We start from the raw sequence: 15,739 nt of genomic DNA, 5'->3' as shown, positions 1-15,739 counted from the left end.
TACTTATTTTAGAAGCTATGTTAACTATTGTCTTTTAAGACTCCAGCTTATTCTTTCTTATGACAGCATTCATTATGCCACCCGCCATAATAATAATGCCTGAAAGATAAAACCAAATCATAAGGACAATTACGGTTCCTAAACTTCCATATGTGGCCGAGTAATTGCCGGCTGTACTAACATAATATGAGAACCCAAGTGAAGCTAGCTGCCATAAAATGGTAGCAAACAGTGCGCCCCATACCGTATTCTTTAAATAAACACGGAGATTTGGCGCAAGCTTGTACAATGCGACCAGCACAATAAAAATGACGATGGAGGATAACACCCAACGAAGTCCTTGCCACACGAGCAGGAAGCCTTCAGATAGGCCAACAAACGAAAATAAGTAAATACCGATCATCCGTCCAAAAATGGGGAGGAGAAATGCGATTGAGATCACCAGCACCATCGCTACGGTAAGAACGATAGCGATAAGGCGTGAAACAATAAAAGAACGATTCTCTTCCACTCCATACGCAATATTAAAGCCTCGCATGATAGCATTTACACCATTGGAAGCTGCCCAAAGTGTTGCAATAAATCCAAATGACAATAACCCACCATTTTGTTGTTCCAGCAAGTTACTGACATTCGTACTTATAAGATCCACAATTTGAGCTGGTGCATAGGTTCTGATCATATCAAGTATGGCTATGTCATCAAATGGCAAATAGCCAACCAATGTCAAAAGGAACAATAGAAAAGGGAATAATGATAACAGGAAAAAATATGCAAGCTGTGCAGCGAGACCAAACACGTCTACCTCTTCAAGCTTGGCATATAATTGTTTAACAAAGTTTAATACTTTGCTCACGTGGACACACTCCTATACGATCTGTCATCCCTATTCTATTCTGTTGGATCCATTTCTATTTGTATATTTTTCTAAAGTTGTTTCTACTTGTTCTAATGCAGTAATGGTGCTTTCCACCCCAGATGTAAAGTTTTGATTAAATGTATCAAAAGTCTTCCTTATATTTCTAACTGCCTCAGAAGGGTTTTTCAAAACAGATTGCGAACTATATTTCATGTTCGATAACTTCATTCGCGAGTAGTTTCGAGTCTCTCTGTCGAATAAAGTAATTGCACCCCCAACTATTGCTCCAATTAATACACCTACTACAAGCTTACGATTGCCCATGTTTGTTTCTCTCCTTTTTCTGTATAGAATCCATAGCTCTTTCTAGCTTTTCCAAACTTTTATATTTTAAGAGCTCATTCGATAATATCTTTATTATAAGCAACTTAGTAAGCAGGAAGCAATGGATTAGGTGTTCTGTAAGAAATTACACTAAAAAAACGCTTGACTTAAATTTTCTTAATATTTAATATAGTAAAATAACAGGGGAGGGGTTTGGATGGAAGAAATAATTAGCTCCATAAGTGACATAGTATGGGGACCACCAATGCTAATATTGATCGTGGGTGCCGGGTTGTACTTAACATTACGTCTAGGTTTTTTACAATTTCGTACATTACCCTATGCGTTGAAGCTAGCTTTTAGTCCAGCACGTCAGGACAAGAAATCCAAAGGGGATATCAGCCATTATCAGGCCTTAACAACTGCCATGGCCGCAACGATTGGGACCGGTAATATTGTTGGGGTAGCAACAGCAGTTGTGTTAGGTGGCCCAGGTGCCGTGTTATGGATGTGGGTTACAGCCCTTTTGGGAATGGCAACAAAGTATTCAGAGGCTATTCTCGCTGTAAAGTACCGTCAAGTTAACAGCAAGGGGGAAATTTCAGGTGGGCCCATGTACTACCTAGAAAAAGGGCTAAAGGCAAAATGGCTCGGCGTTCTGTTCGCAATCTTTGGTTCGTGTGCTGCCTTTGGAATTGGTAACATGGTTCAGTCCAATTCTGTTTCTAAAGCAATGTCAGATTCTTTTAATGTACCAACATGGGTAACAGGAATTTTACTTACCGTATTAGTTGGATTGGTTATCTTGGGTGGTATTAAAAGTATTGGGAGAGTTACTTCTTTCTTCGTCCCGATTATGGCAGCCTTTTACGTTTTAGGTGGACTTATTATTATGATTTTAAATTTTGATCTTGTCCCACAAGCTGTCGGAATAATTTTTAATGATGCCTTTACAGGAAGTGCCATCGGTGGTGGTATACTTGGAACAGTAATTCGATACGGAGTAGCACGCGGAGTATTCTCTAACGAAGCTGGACTAGGCTCCGCACCAATCGCAGCTGCTGCCGCTAAAACAGATTTACCTGGAAGACAGGCACTTGTTTCCATGACCCAGGTTTTCATTGATACAATCATTGTTTGTTCCATTACAGGAATTACGATCGTTATGGCAGACATGTATGGTGGCGGACTTGAAGGCGGAGAGCTTACCTCAGCTTCATTCGCGGCATTTCTAGGCGATACAGGCGGATACATCGTCACAATCGGGATTGTATTATTCGCATTTTCTACCTTGGTAGGTTGGTCTTACTACGGGGAAAAGTGCTTTTCTTATCTATTCAGCGATAAGGCTGTCCCTTACTATCGCGTTGTATTCGTAGCTGCCGTCATGTACGGTGCTCTTGAAGAACTTAGTGTTGTATTCGGCATCTCGGACATTATGAATGCTCTAATGGCCGCACCGAACATCATTGGCTTGGTTGGTTTATCAGGAGTAGTGGTATATGAAACAAAACGATTCCTAAAAGTAGCCAAAGAAGAAAAACTACAAGATAAGGAAAGAAAAGCTCGAGTCGGGTAGTAGAATTAAATAGCATACCAAATTACATTGTGATTGGTATGCTATTTTTTTGATATCCCATACAGGATTGAAAGCAAATTAATTAGTATTACGTCATTTTTGGTTAAACATGAATATATAACAGTAAGATAAAAATTTTAATAGGATTAATCTTACATTGAAAATGGGAGGTGATCGCGTGCAATTATGGATAATATTGCTAATCATATTTGGCGGCTTTATAATCTTTGGTCTACTGTACGATTGGGTGGCAAAGAAAAAGAATATGAATACTGATTTTCAAGGAGGCGTAAAAAGTCTAAATGAAGCCAAAAATATATATGCAGAAAAAACATTGGAGGATGCAAAAGGTAAAATCGGTAATAATGGGAAGTGGTAAATTTGCCATAAGTGTGTTAATTGCTTGGTATAGACGTCTTTTTCTTTCAATAGTTAAGAATGAAAACGCTTGGATACTTCATTATCTGAGCATTTTTCGTATTTGCTAATATCGAAGGCAGGCTTTCTCTCTTTTAACCACTTAACTTATCATTCTCAACCTATGCAAGTGGTGCAATACATGTGGCATCATTATTTTTCGCGGCATTCACATAAGTAGAAACATTGTATGCGTGAAGGTCGTCTATATCTATATTTTGAAGAAATGCATGCATCGTGTCAGGCTTCTCTTTTTGTGGTTCGATCCAATCTGTCTCTTTTTCTTTTGGCAAAATAATTGGCATACGATGATGGATGTCCTGCATAAAAGGATTTGCCTCTTTCGTTAAAATGGTGCAGGTGAAAAGGTCTTTATCTTCCTGCTCCCATTTGTCCCAAAGCCCTGCAAATGCAAAGAGCTTGCGATCTGCCAGTTGAATTCGCTTCGGCTGTTTTCCAGCTTCATTCTTTTGCCATTCAAAGAAGCTATCGGCAATAATTAAACAGCGCTTTTGCGCCATCAACTTTTTAAAGCTAGGTTTTTCATGCGCCGTCTCACTCCGTGCATTAATCATTTTATAGCCAATTTTTTCATCCTTTGCCCAGGATGGGACCAGCCCCCAACGCATATAGCCTGCACGCTTTTTATTTCCATCATGAATAATAGCAAGCACATTCTGACCTGGTGCAATATTATAGCTTTGTCCAAAGTTATCTATCCCGTCCTGTTCCAAGCCGAACGCCCTTAAGACCTCAAGTTCATCTGCTAACAATGTATATCGTCCACACATTTACTCCACCACCCTATCCTCAACTGTTTCTAGAATATACTTAAATCCCATTGTGTCGCAATATGACGCAACAGCCTGATTCCTGCTGTACTATTTCCCTTGCTATCCAGCGCCGGTCCGTAAACCGCCATCCCACAGCCATCCATAAACGGAAGCGGTTCATTTCTAACACGAGGTGGGGACACTGCAATAATCCCGCCTGACACCCCACTTTTTGCTGGTATGCCGACATAGGCTGCGAATTTCCCAGAAGCGTCATACATGCCACACGTCAACATTAGTGCTTTCGCCAACCGAGCAACCTGTCTCGGTATAATTTCTTGGTCTGAATCTGGGTCTTTTCCATCGTTTGCTAGGATAAGGCCAATTCTGGCTAAATCATCAATCGTAACTTCAATGGAACACTGTTTGAAATAGGTATCAAGTGTAACTTCTATATCCGAGTCCAAAAATCCTGTTTCCAAAAGATAGTAGCCAATCGCTCTGTTCCTCATGGAGGATTCACGTTCTGACTCATATACTTCAAGGTTGATGGGTGGACGATGGCCGATTATTTCTTCCAATAATGAAAGCAGCGGCTGCAGCTTTTCCTCTGATGTTTCACCATCTAGCATGGAGGATACCGTAATGGCGCCTGCGTTGACGAGTGGGTTAAATGGTTTTTTTAATGGTTTCATTTCTAAATGCATGATTGAATTAAATGCTTCCCCTGTCGGCTCCACATCCACCTTATCCAGCATATAGGAAACTCCTCTTTGCATACATGCTACGATGAAGCTAAGTACTTTGGAAATACTTTGGATGGTAAATCGAACATCGACATCACCAGAGCGTATCTTCATCCCGTGCATACCAATAATAGAAATCCCGAGATGATCCTGATTCGCTTCTTTTAATGCAGGTATGTATGAAGCGACCTCTCCCTCAGCAGTATGCTTCCTATAGAAAGATACCCAATCATCCACATATTCTTGCAACCACTCTTGGGTCATCCCCGTATTCCAGTTCGCTGCTCCCTGTACCATAATAAACCTCCTGTCCGTAATCTATAAATACATTCCCTTCTGTTTTTCCCTTAAACACATGGAATTATAAAGCGAAACTTCAATCAGTGGGTGTTTTTTTCTTCCCCCACTGATTGTTAGTTGAACGAATCCGGGTGTTAGCGACCCTTAACTCCCACTTCATGTTTTTGAAGTGGGAGTCTTACGGACGGTTGCACCGGGACCAACAAAACGTTATTAGAACTATGATTCGTCTTTGTTTGCGTGTGGTAGTTGTGCGTGGTTGATTGATGTTTGGCTGTGGTCGCGATTGGAGTGCTGATGTGGTTGATTGGCGCTCTGATATGGTCGATTGGATCGATTATGTGGTTGATTGGCGCTCCGATATGGTCGATTGGATCGATTATGTGGTTGATTGGCGCTTCGGTGTAGTTGATTGAATCGCTTTTGTTGTCGATTGGCGTTCCGATGTGATCGATTGGCACTCCACTTTGATCGATTGGATTGCTTATGTGGTCGATTGAAAGTTTATAAACGCAAAAAAGAGGCTAACCTAAGTTAGCCTCTTTGCAGAAATATTATTTTCCAATAAATTGTTGTGTCCAGTGATTACCCTGCTCAACATATCCAACACCGATATGAGTGAAGTTAGCATTCATAATGTTAGCACGGTGACCTTCACTGTTCATCCAAGCATTTACTACTTCTTCTGGTGTACGTTGCCCTTTAGCAATGTTTTCACCAGCAGTGCTGTAGCTAATACCGAATTGTTTCATCATATCAAACGGAGATCCGTATGAAGGACTGTTATGAGCAAAGTATCCATTTGATGCCATGTCGCGTGATTTTTCTCTTGCAACTTTGCTTAGTTCTGTATCAATTTTTAACGGTGAAAGACCTTGTTTAGCTCTTTCTTGGTTCGTTAATTCTACAACTTCTTGTTCAAATTGGCTTAGTTCTGAAGATTGGTTTTGGTCAGTTGTTTGTTCAGTTTCTTCAGCTACTGGTTGTTGTGGTGCTGGTGCTTCTGTATCTTCTTCTTGTTTTGGTTCCTCTTGCTTAGGTTGTTCTTGTTTTGGTTGTTCTTCTTTAACAGGAGCCTCTTCTTCAGGCTGTTCTTGTTTTGGTTCTTCTTTCTCAACTACTTCTTCTTTTGGCTCGTCAGCTTTTTCTTCTTTTGCTGGTTTCTCTTCTTGTTTTTCAGGTTGTTTTACTTCTTCTTTTGATTCTGTATTTTCTTTTTGTTCAACTTGGATTTTATTCCAGTTGAAGTCGTTCCAGTTAATTTGGAACATTGATAGGTATTTATTTACTAGTTGATTGATGTTATCATCAGAAACTTTTTCCACATTCCCATTAATAGAATAGTAGATTTTGTATATATGATTCTGATTTACATCCTTTGCCTGTGCATCAACAGAATTTTGAAAAGCTCCTCCAAATAATAAAGCAGCTGATAGTGCTGTAACCATGCTTACTTTCTTAAACATCTTGCTACACTCTCCTTTTGGCTTGTTTTGTTTTGCAAAATTATCATAGCATGGGTTTTCTGTAATATTAGTGGCATTCTTTGCCAAAGTAGATACGTAGACTCACTTTTTATGCGGTTAATTCCAAAAACCCTTCTAAATAAAAGAGGTGTCACTTGACCTAAAAACGGGTAAACAGGAAAAAGTTCAGCGCAATGGAAATTTTTACATCGAAAGTACTATTGACAACCTTTAAAACAGCAATCGTTTGTTACAGAAACCAATAACTTGTAACGAAAATGTCACTTGATTTTACACGGCAGTATGGTTTATTTTGGTCACAACCTAGGTAGAATCTATTGCCAAAATATGTGCATTGTATTACTACCCCCAGAAAGTATACTATTTAATAGAATGACTGTATGAGAAAATTGTCATCATTGGAGGATATTATATGTTATCTACTGCAGAAATCGGTATTGATTTAGGTACCGCAAATATACTGATATATTCAAAGACTAAAGGAATCGTATTAAATGAACCATCGGTTGTTGCAATTGATGTTAATACGAAGCAAGTGGTAGCGGTAGGAACCGAAGCAAAACAAATGGTTGGTAAAACACCGCAAAATATCATTCCAATTCGCCCATTAAAGGATGGCGTTATTGCGGATTATGATGTAACGGCTCAAATGCTAAAAGAGTTTTTGAAAAAAGTAAGTAAGAAAATTGGCATGTCCATGAGAAAGCCAATTGTTGTTGTATGTACGCCATCAGGTAGTACAACAGTTGAACGTCGTGCGATCCATAATGCTGTCACAAGCTATGGTGCGAAACAGGTACATTTAATAGAAGAACCTGTAGCTGCAGCAATCGGTTCTGACCTGCCTGTAGACGAACCTGTAGCCAATGTTGTCGTTGACATCGGGGGCGGTACTTCAGAAGTAGGAATTATTTCATTTGGCGGGGTTGTATCATGTAACTCTGTACGTACTGGCGGAGATAAAATGGACGAAGAGATTATTCACCATATCCGCAAGAAATATAATATCTTAATTGGTGAGCGCACAGCAGAAAATGTTAAAATGGAAATCGGCTATGCTCATCCAAACCATAAGGAAGAAACAATGGAAATCCGTGGACGTGACATGGTATCAGGTCTTCCAAAAACAGTGATGATTACATCTACTGAAATTCATTATGCTTTAAAAGAATCACTAGATTCAATACTAGAAACCATTCGCGCTACGCTCGAAAACTGTCCTCCTGAACTAAGTGGGGATATTGTCGATCACGGTATTGTGCTTACAGGTGGAGGAGCATTGCTAAGAGGCATGCAGGAATGGTTATCAAACGAACTAATCGTTCCCGTACACCTTGCGCCAAACCCGCTTGAATCTGTGGCAATCGGTACAGGACGTGCTCTGAAAATGATTAACAAACTACAAAAAGCAGCAAAATAACCAAAATTAAAGCCTGTGCAAAATAGCACAGGCTTTTTTATTAGCTAAAAATTATTGTGGGCAGAATTTGAGCCGGATTGAGTTGCGCTCGGGCGATAATTCCACTTTCACGAGCGATGCGGACTTGCTCTCAGGCGATGCTTGCGTTTTCTCAGGCGATACTTGCGCTTTCACAGCCGATGTGGCCACGCTCTCGGACGATACTTCTACCTTCTCAGCCGATGCCACCACGCGATCGGGCGATACTCCCACGCTCTCAGCCGATGCTGGCTCGCGCTCAGGCGATCGCACCCGCCTCGCATAGCCCAAGATCGTCTTTAGTAGGTTATTAGATTAGCCGTTGTTCTCGTTTTCCGTAATCACCACGCCACGTTTTTTCATTTCTTGCATGTATTTCTTTCCTGGCACAATCTGTTCGGGTGGATATACGCCAGGCTTGGTTATTGTTTTATTGCCAATCATTTGCGCAACTACGGAGATTGTATTTGCAGTAGCTCTGGCCATTGCGGTAACATTTTTCTTTTTAAAAGTTGCCATTTCGTAATGATAGATCGTCTTTTTCCCAGCTTTTTCACCTGAAACAATCACTCTTAACAGGACGGCATCTTCTTTATTACCTAGTTCTACGATAGGCTCCAAAACTTTTAGTAGAACGTCTCTTGGGTTAATCTCGTTTCCCCGAACGTCTACCTTATAATCTTTTTTCGTTAGATTTAAATCTACCAGCAATTTAAATTTTTCTGCATGCCCTGGATAGCGAATGGTTTTGTATTCCAATGTGTTTAGGTGTGGATAGGTCAAGGATAGGGTCGATGTCCCACCAGATGTATGAAAAGCTTCCAATGGACCAAATCGGTCAAAATAAATGTTTTCAACTTCTGTTAATGAAGGAATCTCTTGCTTTAGTCCATTACGAATGATGAGAGATGGGTCTGTATAGTGATCGAAAACACCTTCCATGGAAAAAACATGATTATATTCGAGGGGAGGATCAGGTTTCACTGGAATCCCACCCACGTACAGTTTTATTGTATTTAGCTTATCAAGTTTGCTAGCACCATAGCCAGATAGAATATTGATCATGCCTGGTGCAACCCCAAGATCCGGGATAATCGTCACACCAGCAGCCACTGCCTCCTCCCTCAATGCCAAGACTGCGTTTGTCATATTTCCAATATGCCCACCTAGATCAACAGCATTTACCCCAACTTTGATTGCCGTTTTGGCTACCTTTTCATTAAAAGAGTAAAATAGCGCATTGATCACGACATCATATTGGCTCATGTATGCAGCTAGATCATCCTCGTCACTAGCATCCACCCGAAACGCGTTTAACTTGGTTGAGGCAATCTGATTACACGCTTCCTGGGCCAGTGATAGATTAATATCTGCTAGGCCAACTTTGCTGACACCGTCACTTACTGCAAGATCACGAGCGGCTTCTTTCCCCATCAACCCTGCTCCTAGAACTCCTATCTTCATACCATCACTCCTTTTGGAATTGTTCTTTAGTCGATATCGATCTGTGCCCGCTGGAGTTTCCCGCTATAATCTACGTAGATCGCTTTCCATTCTGTAAAAACATCGAGTGCCTGAACTCCTGAATCGCGATGTCCGTTCCCTGTCCCCTTCGTTCCACCAAAAGGCAGGTGGATTTCCGCTCCAGTTGTACCAGCATTTACATATACAATTCCTGTATCAAGATCGCGCTGAGCTCGAAAAACTCGGTTCACATCATTTGTAAATATCGAACTTGAAAGACCAAAGGAAACACTATTGTTAACCTCAACTGCCTCTTCAAAACTCTTAACAGGAATTAAGGAAACGACCGGTCCAAATATCTCCTCTTGCGCAATCCGCATAGTTGAAGAAACATCAGTAAACAAGGTAGGGGCAAAATAGTTACCATCTTGTTTGGCTCCTTCTGTTAATGCATGCCCACCTGCGAGTAATTTGGCTCCTTCTTTTTTTCCGATTTGAATATATTCTTCTATTTTTGCAATTCCCCTATCATTAATAATCGGCCCAACTTTTATTGTTTCATCTAGCCCATTCCCAATAGTTAGCTCTTCCATCTTCGCAAGCAAGCGAGTTTCTAAAGTGGCTTTTACTTTCTCATGGATGATCACCCTGCTGCACGCGGTACACCGCTGCCCACTCGTTCCAAATGCACTCCATAATATTCCCTCTACTGCCAGGTCAATATCTGCATCATCCATTACGATAACTGCGTTTTTCCCACCCATTTCAAGCGATACCTTTTTTAATTGCCGGCCACAAGCAGCAGCAATCTCTCTTCCGACATCGTTAGATCCTGTAAAGGAAATCACCTGTACTTTTTCATGATTAACGAGTGCATTGCCTACCTCATTCCCTGAACCAAATACGACATTAAGTACACCCTTTGGCAGACCCGCCTCTTCAAAAATTTTGGCTAGTTCAAAGGCCATGATTGGCGTTTCTGTCGCTGGCTTCCAGACCACGGCATTTCCTGAAACGATTGCTGGGAATGACTTCCATGTAGCAATAGCGATTGGGAAATTCCATGGCGTAATGATCCCAATTACACCGACCGGCACACGTTGGCTCATCGCAAACTTATCCTTCAGCTCTGCAGGAGTTGTCTGGCCAAATAGCCTTCTTCCCTCACCAGCCATGTAGAACGCCATGTCAATTCCTTCTTGTACCTCACCGCGTGCTTCTTCAATTACTTTTCCATTTTCGCTTGTTAAAAGCTGTGAAAGTCGCTCTTTTCTCTCTTTCATTAAATAACCAACACGGTACAATACCTCTGCGCGTTGCGGTGCCGGTACAAGGGCCCACTCCTTTTGGGCATTCTTTGCTGCGAATACTGCTTTATCTACCTGCTCCCCAGATGATAACGGCACTTGGACAATTTCTTCTCCAGTAGCAGGATTTAAAACAGCTGTTGTGCGAGCAACATCCTGCCATTCACCATTAATAAAATTACGTAATTTCTCCGCTTCCAGCTTTACCATTCAGCAACACTCCCTATAACAATTTCGAACAGCAATGATAGTCTTTGGAGGAACACGATCGAACCACATAAAAGCGTGTACCTTTTTTTCCAGATGCCGCTAGCCTTTTTGTCTGCTACTATATATTTTATTTATAAAAAACTTTCATATGACGTATTTCCTTCAACAGTCCATTATTTGGTAATCCATAATGAGATCTAACCGTTCAAATGGCCAAAAACCTTGGCCGTAATGCCTTGAGGCAACAAATATCCAATAAGGCTAAAACGATTTATGCGTAATGTTTAAAAAAATCATGAAATATAGTGATGGCTTTTGTTAGAATAGTAGACACAATACTTTTACAGGAAGAGGCGGTCTGATTGAACACAGAAAAATCGTATGCTAAAGAGTTAGACCAACAGGATGAATTAAAAAGTTTTCGCAAAGAGTTCTATTTAGGAAATGACACGATTTATTTTGACGGAAATTCACTTGGTCTTTTATCAAAGCGAGCGGAGCAAAGCGTTTTAGCACTCATGGCTTCTTGGAAAGAACATGCTATTGATGGATGGACGGAAGGAACTCATCCTTGGTATTACGTATCAGAGAAATTAGGAAAGCTTTCAGCTCCACTAATTGGTGCGGAGGCAGATGAGGTGATCGTGACAGGATCGACTACCACCAACCTTCATCAATTGGCTGCTACCTTTTTCAATCCAGAAGGAAAGCGGACGAAGATCCTGGCAGATGAATTGAATTTTCCTTCTGATATTTATGCCATTAAAAGCCAGTTGGAGTTGAAAGGGTTGGATCCCGAGGAACATCTCGTTCAAGTGAAAAGCAAAAATGGGAACACATTGGAAACAACAGACATAGTAGCAGCGATGACTGAAGACATTTCCTTAATTATTTTGCCAAGTGTTCTGTACAGAAGCGGGCAGCTCCTTGATATTCAGACCTTAACCAAAGAGGCACATCAGCGTGGCATTATGATTGGTTTTGACCTCTGTCATTCCATTGGTTCTATTCCGCACCATCTATCTGAATGGGGTGTTGATTTTGCATTCTGGTGTACATATAAACATCTAAACGGCGGCCCAGGAAGTGTTGGTGGTCTCTACGTAAATAGAAGGCATTTCGGAAAAAGACCAGGACTTGCAGGATGGTTCAGCTCTGCAAAAGATAAGCAGTTTGATATGGAGCATACACTATCACCAGCCGACACTGCAGGCGCCTATCAAATTGGAACACCACATGTACTAAGTATCGCTCCGTTGATCGGTTCACTGGAAATGTTTCAAGAAGCAGGGATAGACAGAATAAGAGATAAGTCACTCCGATTAACCGGATACTTGATGGACCTCATTAAATCTGAACTATCTTCTTACGAGTTCACAATTGCCAACCCTGAGGATGAAACGACACGTGGTGGTCATGTGTTTTTAATTCACCCAGAAGCAGCCCGAATATGTAAAGCACTAAAAGCTGATGGCGTAATACCAGATTTTCGTAACCCAAATGGTATTCGTCTTGCTCCTGTGGCACTTTATAACACTTTTGAGGAGGTATGGGAAATGGTTTCCCGCCTCAAGAAAATTATGAATGAGAAAACCTATAAAGACTATGAGAACAAACGAGGAGTGATTGCATAATGGCAAACTGGATTGATATTTCGCAACCTCTTACCAATGATATGGCACACTGGCCTGGTGATACACCTTTTCGTTATAGCTTAACCTATTCCAAGGAAGAGACTGGTTCTGTCAATATCGGCCAAATGGCAGCTAGTTTGCATACCGGTACCCATGTTGATGCTCCATTTCATTATGACTCAAAAGGAAAGACCATCGACATGCTTGATTTGGAGCGCTACATCGGAGAAGCAGTTGTTGTAGACGTGAGTGAACACGATGAAATAAATAGTGAAGTGTTGAAGAAGGTGGATTTAAAGGGCAAGACAAGAGTTTTACTGAAAACGTCCCTTCCTAACAATCCTAAAAAATTCCCTGATAACATGCCCACTATTGCGCCGGATGTAGCAGCCTATTTGCAGGAAAAGGGCGTTACCTTGCTGGGTGTCGATATCCCTTCAGTTGATCAGACGGACAGTAAGGAGCTTGCTACACACCATGCTTTATACAACCATGAGATTAACATTTTAGAAAATATCATGCTAGATCACGTTGAAGCTGGTATATATGAACTGATCTCATTGCCACTAGCCATCCATGGTGCAGACGGCAGTCCAGTAAGAGCTGTCATCAAACCATTAGCTACAGAGGAGCGAAACAGATAATGAAGGACAACCAGACGAACGATACATTTAAATCAGAAAAAGGCATTCACACCGATTTTAAGGAAAAAATGACATATGGTGATTATTTACAACTCGACACCCTACTAGATAGTCAAAAGCGGCTGTCCGATCACCATGATGAAATGCTTTTTATTGTAATTCACCAAGTGAGCGAGCTTTGGCTTAAATTAATTATCCATGAAACACAGGCTGCGATTGCAGCGATACAGAAGGGTGAATTACAAGCTTCTTTTAAGATGCTATCACGTGTTTCCAGAACGCAGGCACAAATTATTCAAGCATGGGATGTTCTTTCAACCCTTACCCCAGCTGAGTATATGGAGTTTCGCGATCAATTGGGAAATGCATCCGGCTTCCAATCTTACCAATATCGGCTTGTAGAATTTGTGCTCGGCTATAAAACACCTTTCATTTTAAAAATATATGAAAAAGATCCTAAAGTGCATACTATAATGGAAAAAGCCTACCATGCACCAGGCCTTTATGATGTATCCATTCAAGCCCTATCTCGAGCTGGCTTTGACATTAATCCTGAAATACTTAACCGAGATTTTTCCGAAACATATGAAAAAGATGATTCCGTGGAAGCAGCATGGTTGGCTGTCTATCAAGATGTCGATAATAATTGGGAGCTTTACCAGCTAGCAGAAAAACTCGTTGATATTGAAGATTGGTTTCAGCAATGGCGCTTCAGACATATGAAGACAGTAGAGCGGATTATTGGGCATAAGACTGGTACAGGTGGCTCTTCTGGTGTCGGGTATTTGAAGAAAGTCTTGGATCATTATTTCTTCCCAGAACTATGGTCCATTCGAACAAAACTTTAATTGCATGTTCAAAAAGGAGGATAAAAAGGACCGAGAAGTTCGAGGCGGCGTAGCTTTGAGTACTGGAACGTATGCAATTAATACGTGAGGAACGGAAAAGCAAGCCAACGATGAAATTCGATGTGTCATTTTTACTGGACTTTTTGAACAACTTCTTTAATTGTTAAATAAACACAGCAACTGATATACTGAGCAAATGTGCAGGCGCCCGATATGATAAGGGAAATCTCGCTATTTTCGGGCGCTGAAGCTAGACGTGGCTTTCCCGTAATTGAACAGCATTAGTCCAACATATTATATATCCTTAACTTAAAAATTTTACAACTTAGATGTTTGAAAGAGAGGCGTACGATGGGTAACAAAACAGAACAATGGTCTACAAAACTTGGATTCATTTTATCTTCAACAGGTGCAGCAGTCGGTCTTGGTGCCATCTGGAAATTTCCTTACATGACCGGAATGAACGGAGGAGGAGCTTTTTTCCTCGTCTTTATCGCTTTTACCATTATAATCGGGCTCCCTATCCTAATTGCTGAGTTTGTGATTGGCCGTGGGGCACAAAAAGAAGCTGTCTCGGCCTACAAGACACTTGCACCACGCTCAGGATGGTCGTTCATAGGTAAATGGGGCGTTGCTGGTGCTTTCCTGCTTTTATCCTTCTACAGTGTGGTTGGTGGCTGGGTACTTCTTTATAGCTTGATGTCCATACCAGGAATGATTATAAAAGAAAATGCAGACTATGCAGCCCTGTTTGGAACGATAACTGGCAGTCCTTTTCTAACAATACTCGGACTGGCACTTTTCCTCCTGATCAATGTTATTGTCATATCCTTTGGTATTAAAAATGGAATAGAGAAATCAAGTAAAGTATTAATGCCACTTCTTTTCGTTTTCTTTATTATCTTAGTAATTCGTGCACTAACGTTTGAAGGTGCAATGGAAGGAATCACCTTCTTTTTGCAACCAGACTTTTCCGAACTAACTGCAAGTAGCATTCTTTATGCACTTGGGCAATCCTTTTTCTCCCTTGCTGTAGGGATATCTGTCATGGTTACATACAGTTCCTATTTAAAAAAGGATGTTAGTCTCCCAATGTCAGCAGGAATGGTATCCATTATGAATATTTTCGTATCTCTGTTGGCTGGACTAGCGATTTTTCCAGTAGTGTTCGCTTTTGGACTTGAGCCATCTGAAGGACCGGGATTATTATTTATCGTGCTTCCTGAAGCATTTTCCCAAATGCCTTTTGGTGAGGTATTCTTGAGTCTGTTTTTGCTACTATTTTTATTTGCGGTACTGACATCATCCTTTAGTATGTTGGAAATAATAACTTCTGCTTTCACCGAGAAGAAACAGCGTTCACGAAAAAAGGTTGCTTCTATTGCTGGTGTATTTATTTTTATTGCTGGTATCCCTGCAGCTTTGTCATCAAGTAATCTGTCAGAGTTTAAACTATTTGGTTTAACTATCTTTGACGCATCAGACTTTCTTGTAAGTAATATTATGTTGCCGGGTGGCTGTCTCTTCATAGCATTATTTATTAGTTTTAAGATGGATAAGAATCTAGTCAGGAATGAGTTCTTCTATGGAAACAATTTACCATCAGGTATGTACCAATTGTGGTTCCAGCTAATTCGTTGGCTCGTTCCTTTGACGATCATCATTGTCGTCTTAAATTCTTTTGGAATAATTTAATCAGGAGGAATGAC

General features: G+C 40.9%; 14 protein-coding genes. 7 read left to right on the top strand and 7 right to left on the bottom strand.

The window, feature by feature from the left end; genetic code table 11:
• Positions 1 to 34 precede the first annotated feature (34 nt).
• Positions 35 to 856 (bottom strand): YhjD/YihY/BrkB family envelope integrity protein, encoded by an 822-nt coding sequence (locus tag K3T81_RS12225; protein ID WP_161464182.1) that lies wholly within the window; start codon positions 854 to 856, stop codon positions 35 to 37.
• 30 nt (positions 857 to 886) lie between these two features.
• Positions 887 to 1,183 carry a YtxH domain-containing protein gene (locus K3T81_RS12220; protein WP_161464183.1) on the bottom strand — a complete coding sequence of 99 codons (297 nt, stop codon included), beginning with the start codon at positions 1,181 to 1,183 and terminating at the stop codon, positions 887 to 889.
• 217 nt (positions 1,184 to 1,400) lie between these two features.
• Here K3T81_RS12220 and K3T81_RS12215 point away from each other — a divergent pair, with 217 nt between their 5' ends.
• The gene (locus tag K3T81_RS12215) at positions 1,401 to 2,762 is read left to right on the top strand and encodes an alanine/glycine:cation symporter family protein (protein WP_106895954.1); all 1,362 of its coding nucleotides are present in this window, start codon (positions 1,401 to 1,403) and stop codon (positions 2,760 to 2,762) included.
• 178 nt (positions 2,763 to 2,940) lie between these two features.
• The gene (locus tag K3T81_RS12210; protein ID WP_106895953.1) at positions 2,941 to 3,141 is read left to right on the top strand and encodes a hypothetical protein; all 201 of its coding nucleotides are present in this window, start codon (positions 2,941 to 2,943) and stop codon (positions 3,139 to 3,141) included.
• A 160-nt stretch (positions 3,142 to 3,301) separates the two neighbouring features.
• Here the strand turns inward: K3T81_RS12210 and K3T81_RS12205 are convergent, their stop codons facing one another.
• The 3 genes from K3T81_RS12205 to K3T81_RS12195 all read right to left on the bottom strand — a co-directional run bounded on the left by K3T81_RS12205 (position 3,302) and on the right by K3T81_RS12195 (position 6,464).
• Positions 3,302 to 3,970, bottom strand: coding sequence for an SOS response-associated peptidase (locus K3T81_RS12205; protein ID WP_238020342.1), 669 nt, complete (start codon positions 3,968 to 3,970; stop codon positions 3,302 to 3,304).
• A 29-nt stretch (positions 3,971 to 3,999) separates the two neighbouring features.
• Positions 4,000 to 4,995, bottom strand: coding sequence for a glutaminase (locus K3T81_RS12200; RefSeq protein ID WP_106895951.1), 996 nt, complete (start codon positions 4,993 to 4,995; stop codon positions 4,000 to 4,002).
• A 557-nt stretch (positions 4,996 to 5,552) separates the two neighbouring features.
• Complete coding sequence (locus tag K3T81_RS12195; RefSeq protein ID WP_238020341.1) at positions 5,553 to 6,464, bottom strand: CAP domain-containing protein; 912 nt, start codon at positions 6,462 to 6,464, stop codon at positions 5,553 to 5,555.
• A gap of 433 nt (positions 6,465 to 6,897) precedes the next feature.
• Here K3T81_RS12195 and mreBH point away from each other — a divergent pair, with 433 nt between their 5' ends.
• Positions 6,898 to 7,905 (top strand): rod-share determining protein MreBH, encoded by a 1,008-nt coding sequence (gene mreBH, locus K3T81_RS12190; protein WP_106895949.1) that lies wholly within the window; start codon positions 6,898 to 6,900, stop codon positions 7,903 to 7,905.
• A 333-nt stretch (positions 7,906 to 8,238) separates the two neighbouring features.
• On the opposite strand, the gene K3T81_RS12185 is transcribed toward mreBH, so the two are convergent.
• Together K3T81_RS12185 and K3T81_RS12180 are read right to left on the bottom strand one after the other, a co-directional pair.
• Entirely contained in the window at positions 8,239 to 9,387 is a 1,149-nt protein-coding gene (locus K3T81_RS12185; protein ID WP_238020340.1) for a saccharopine dehydrogenase family protein, read from the bottom strand.
• A gap of 26 nt (positions 9,388 to 9,413) precedes the next feature.
• Positions 9,414 to 10,904: an aldehyde dehydrogenase family protein gene (locus K3T81_RS12180; protein WP_238020339.1), complete on the bottom strand. Its 1,491-nt coding sequence runs from the start codon at positions 10,902 to 10,904 to the stop codon at positions 9,414 to 9,416.
• A gap of 362 nt (positions 10,905 to 11,266) precedes the next feature.
• On the opposite strand from K3T81_RS12180, the gene kynU reads away from it, so the two are divergent.
• The 4 genes from kynU to K3T81_RS12160 all read left to right on the top strand — a co-directional run bounded on the left by kynU (position 11,267) and on the right by K3T81_RS12160 (position 15,725).
• Positions 11,267 to 12,538: a kynureninase gene (gene kynU, locus K3T81_RS12175; RefSeq protein ID WP_238020338.1), complete on the top strand. Its 1,272-nt coding sequence runs from the start codon at positions 11,267 to 11,269 to the stop codon at positions 12,536 to 12,538.
• On the top strand, positions 12,538 to 13,182 hold the full coding sequence (gene kynB, locus K3T81_RS12170) for an arylformamidase (protein ID WP_238020337.1): 645 nt from the start codon (positions 12,538 to 12,540) through the stop codon (positions 13,180 to 13,182). The genes kynU and kynB overlap by 1 nt, the downstream gene beginning before the upstream one ends.
• Positions 13,182 to 14,030, top strand: coding sequence for a tryptophan 2,3-dioxygenase (kynA, locus tag K3T81_RS12165; protein WP_238020336.1), 849 nt, complete (start codon positions 13,182 to 13,184; stop codon positions 14,028 to 14,030). Before kynB ends, kynA begins: the two co-directional genes overlap by 1 nt.
• A 351-nt stretch (positions 14,031 to 14,381) precedes the next feature.
• Positions 14,382 to 15,725 carry a sodium-dependent transporter gene (locus K3T81_RS12160; protein WP_106895943.1) on the top strand — a complete coding sequence of 448 codons (1,344 nt, stop codon included), beginning with the start codon at positions 14,382 to 14,384 and terminating at the stop codon, positions 15,723 to 15,725.
• Positions 15,726 to 15,739 lie beyond the last annotated feature (14 nt).

This window comes from Oceanobacillus jordanicus (genome assembly GCF_022095695.1).
GTDB classification, from domain to species: Bacteria; Bacillota; Bacilli; order Bacillales; family Amphibacillaceae; genus Oceanobacillus_B; species Oceanobacillus_B jordanicus.
This window is presented reverse-complemented; position numbering and strand designations above follow the sequence as displayed.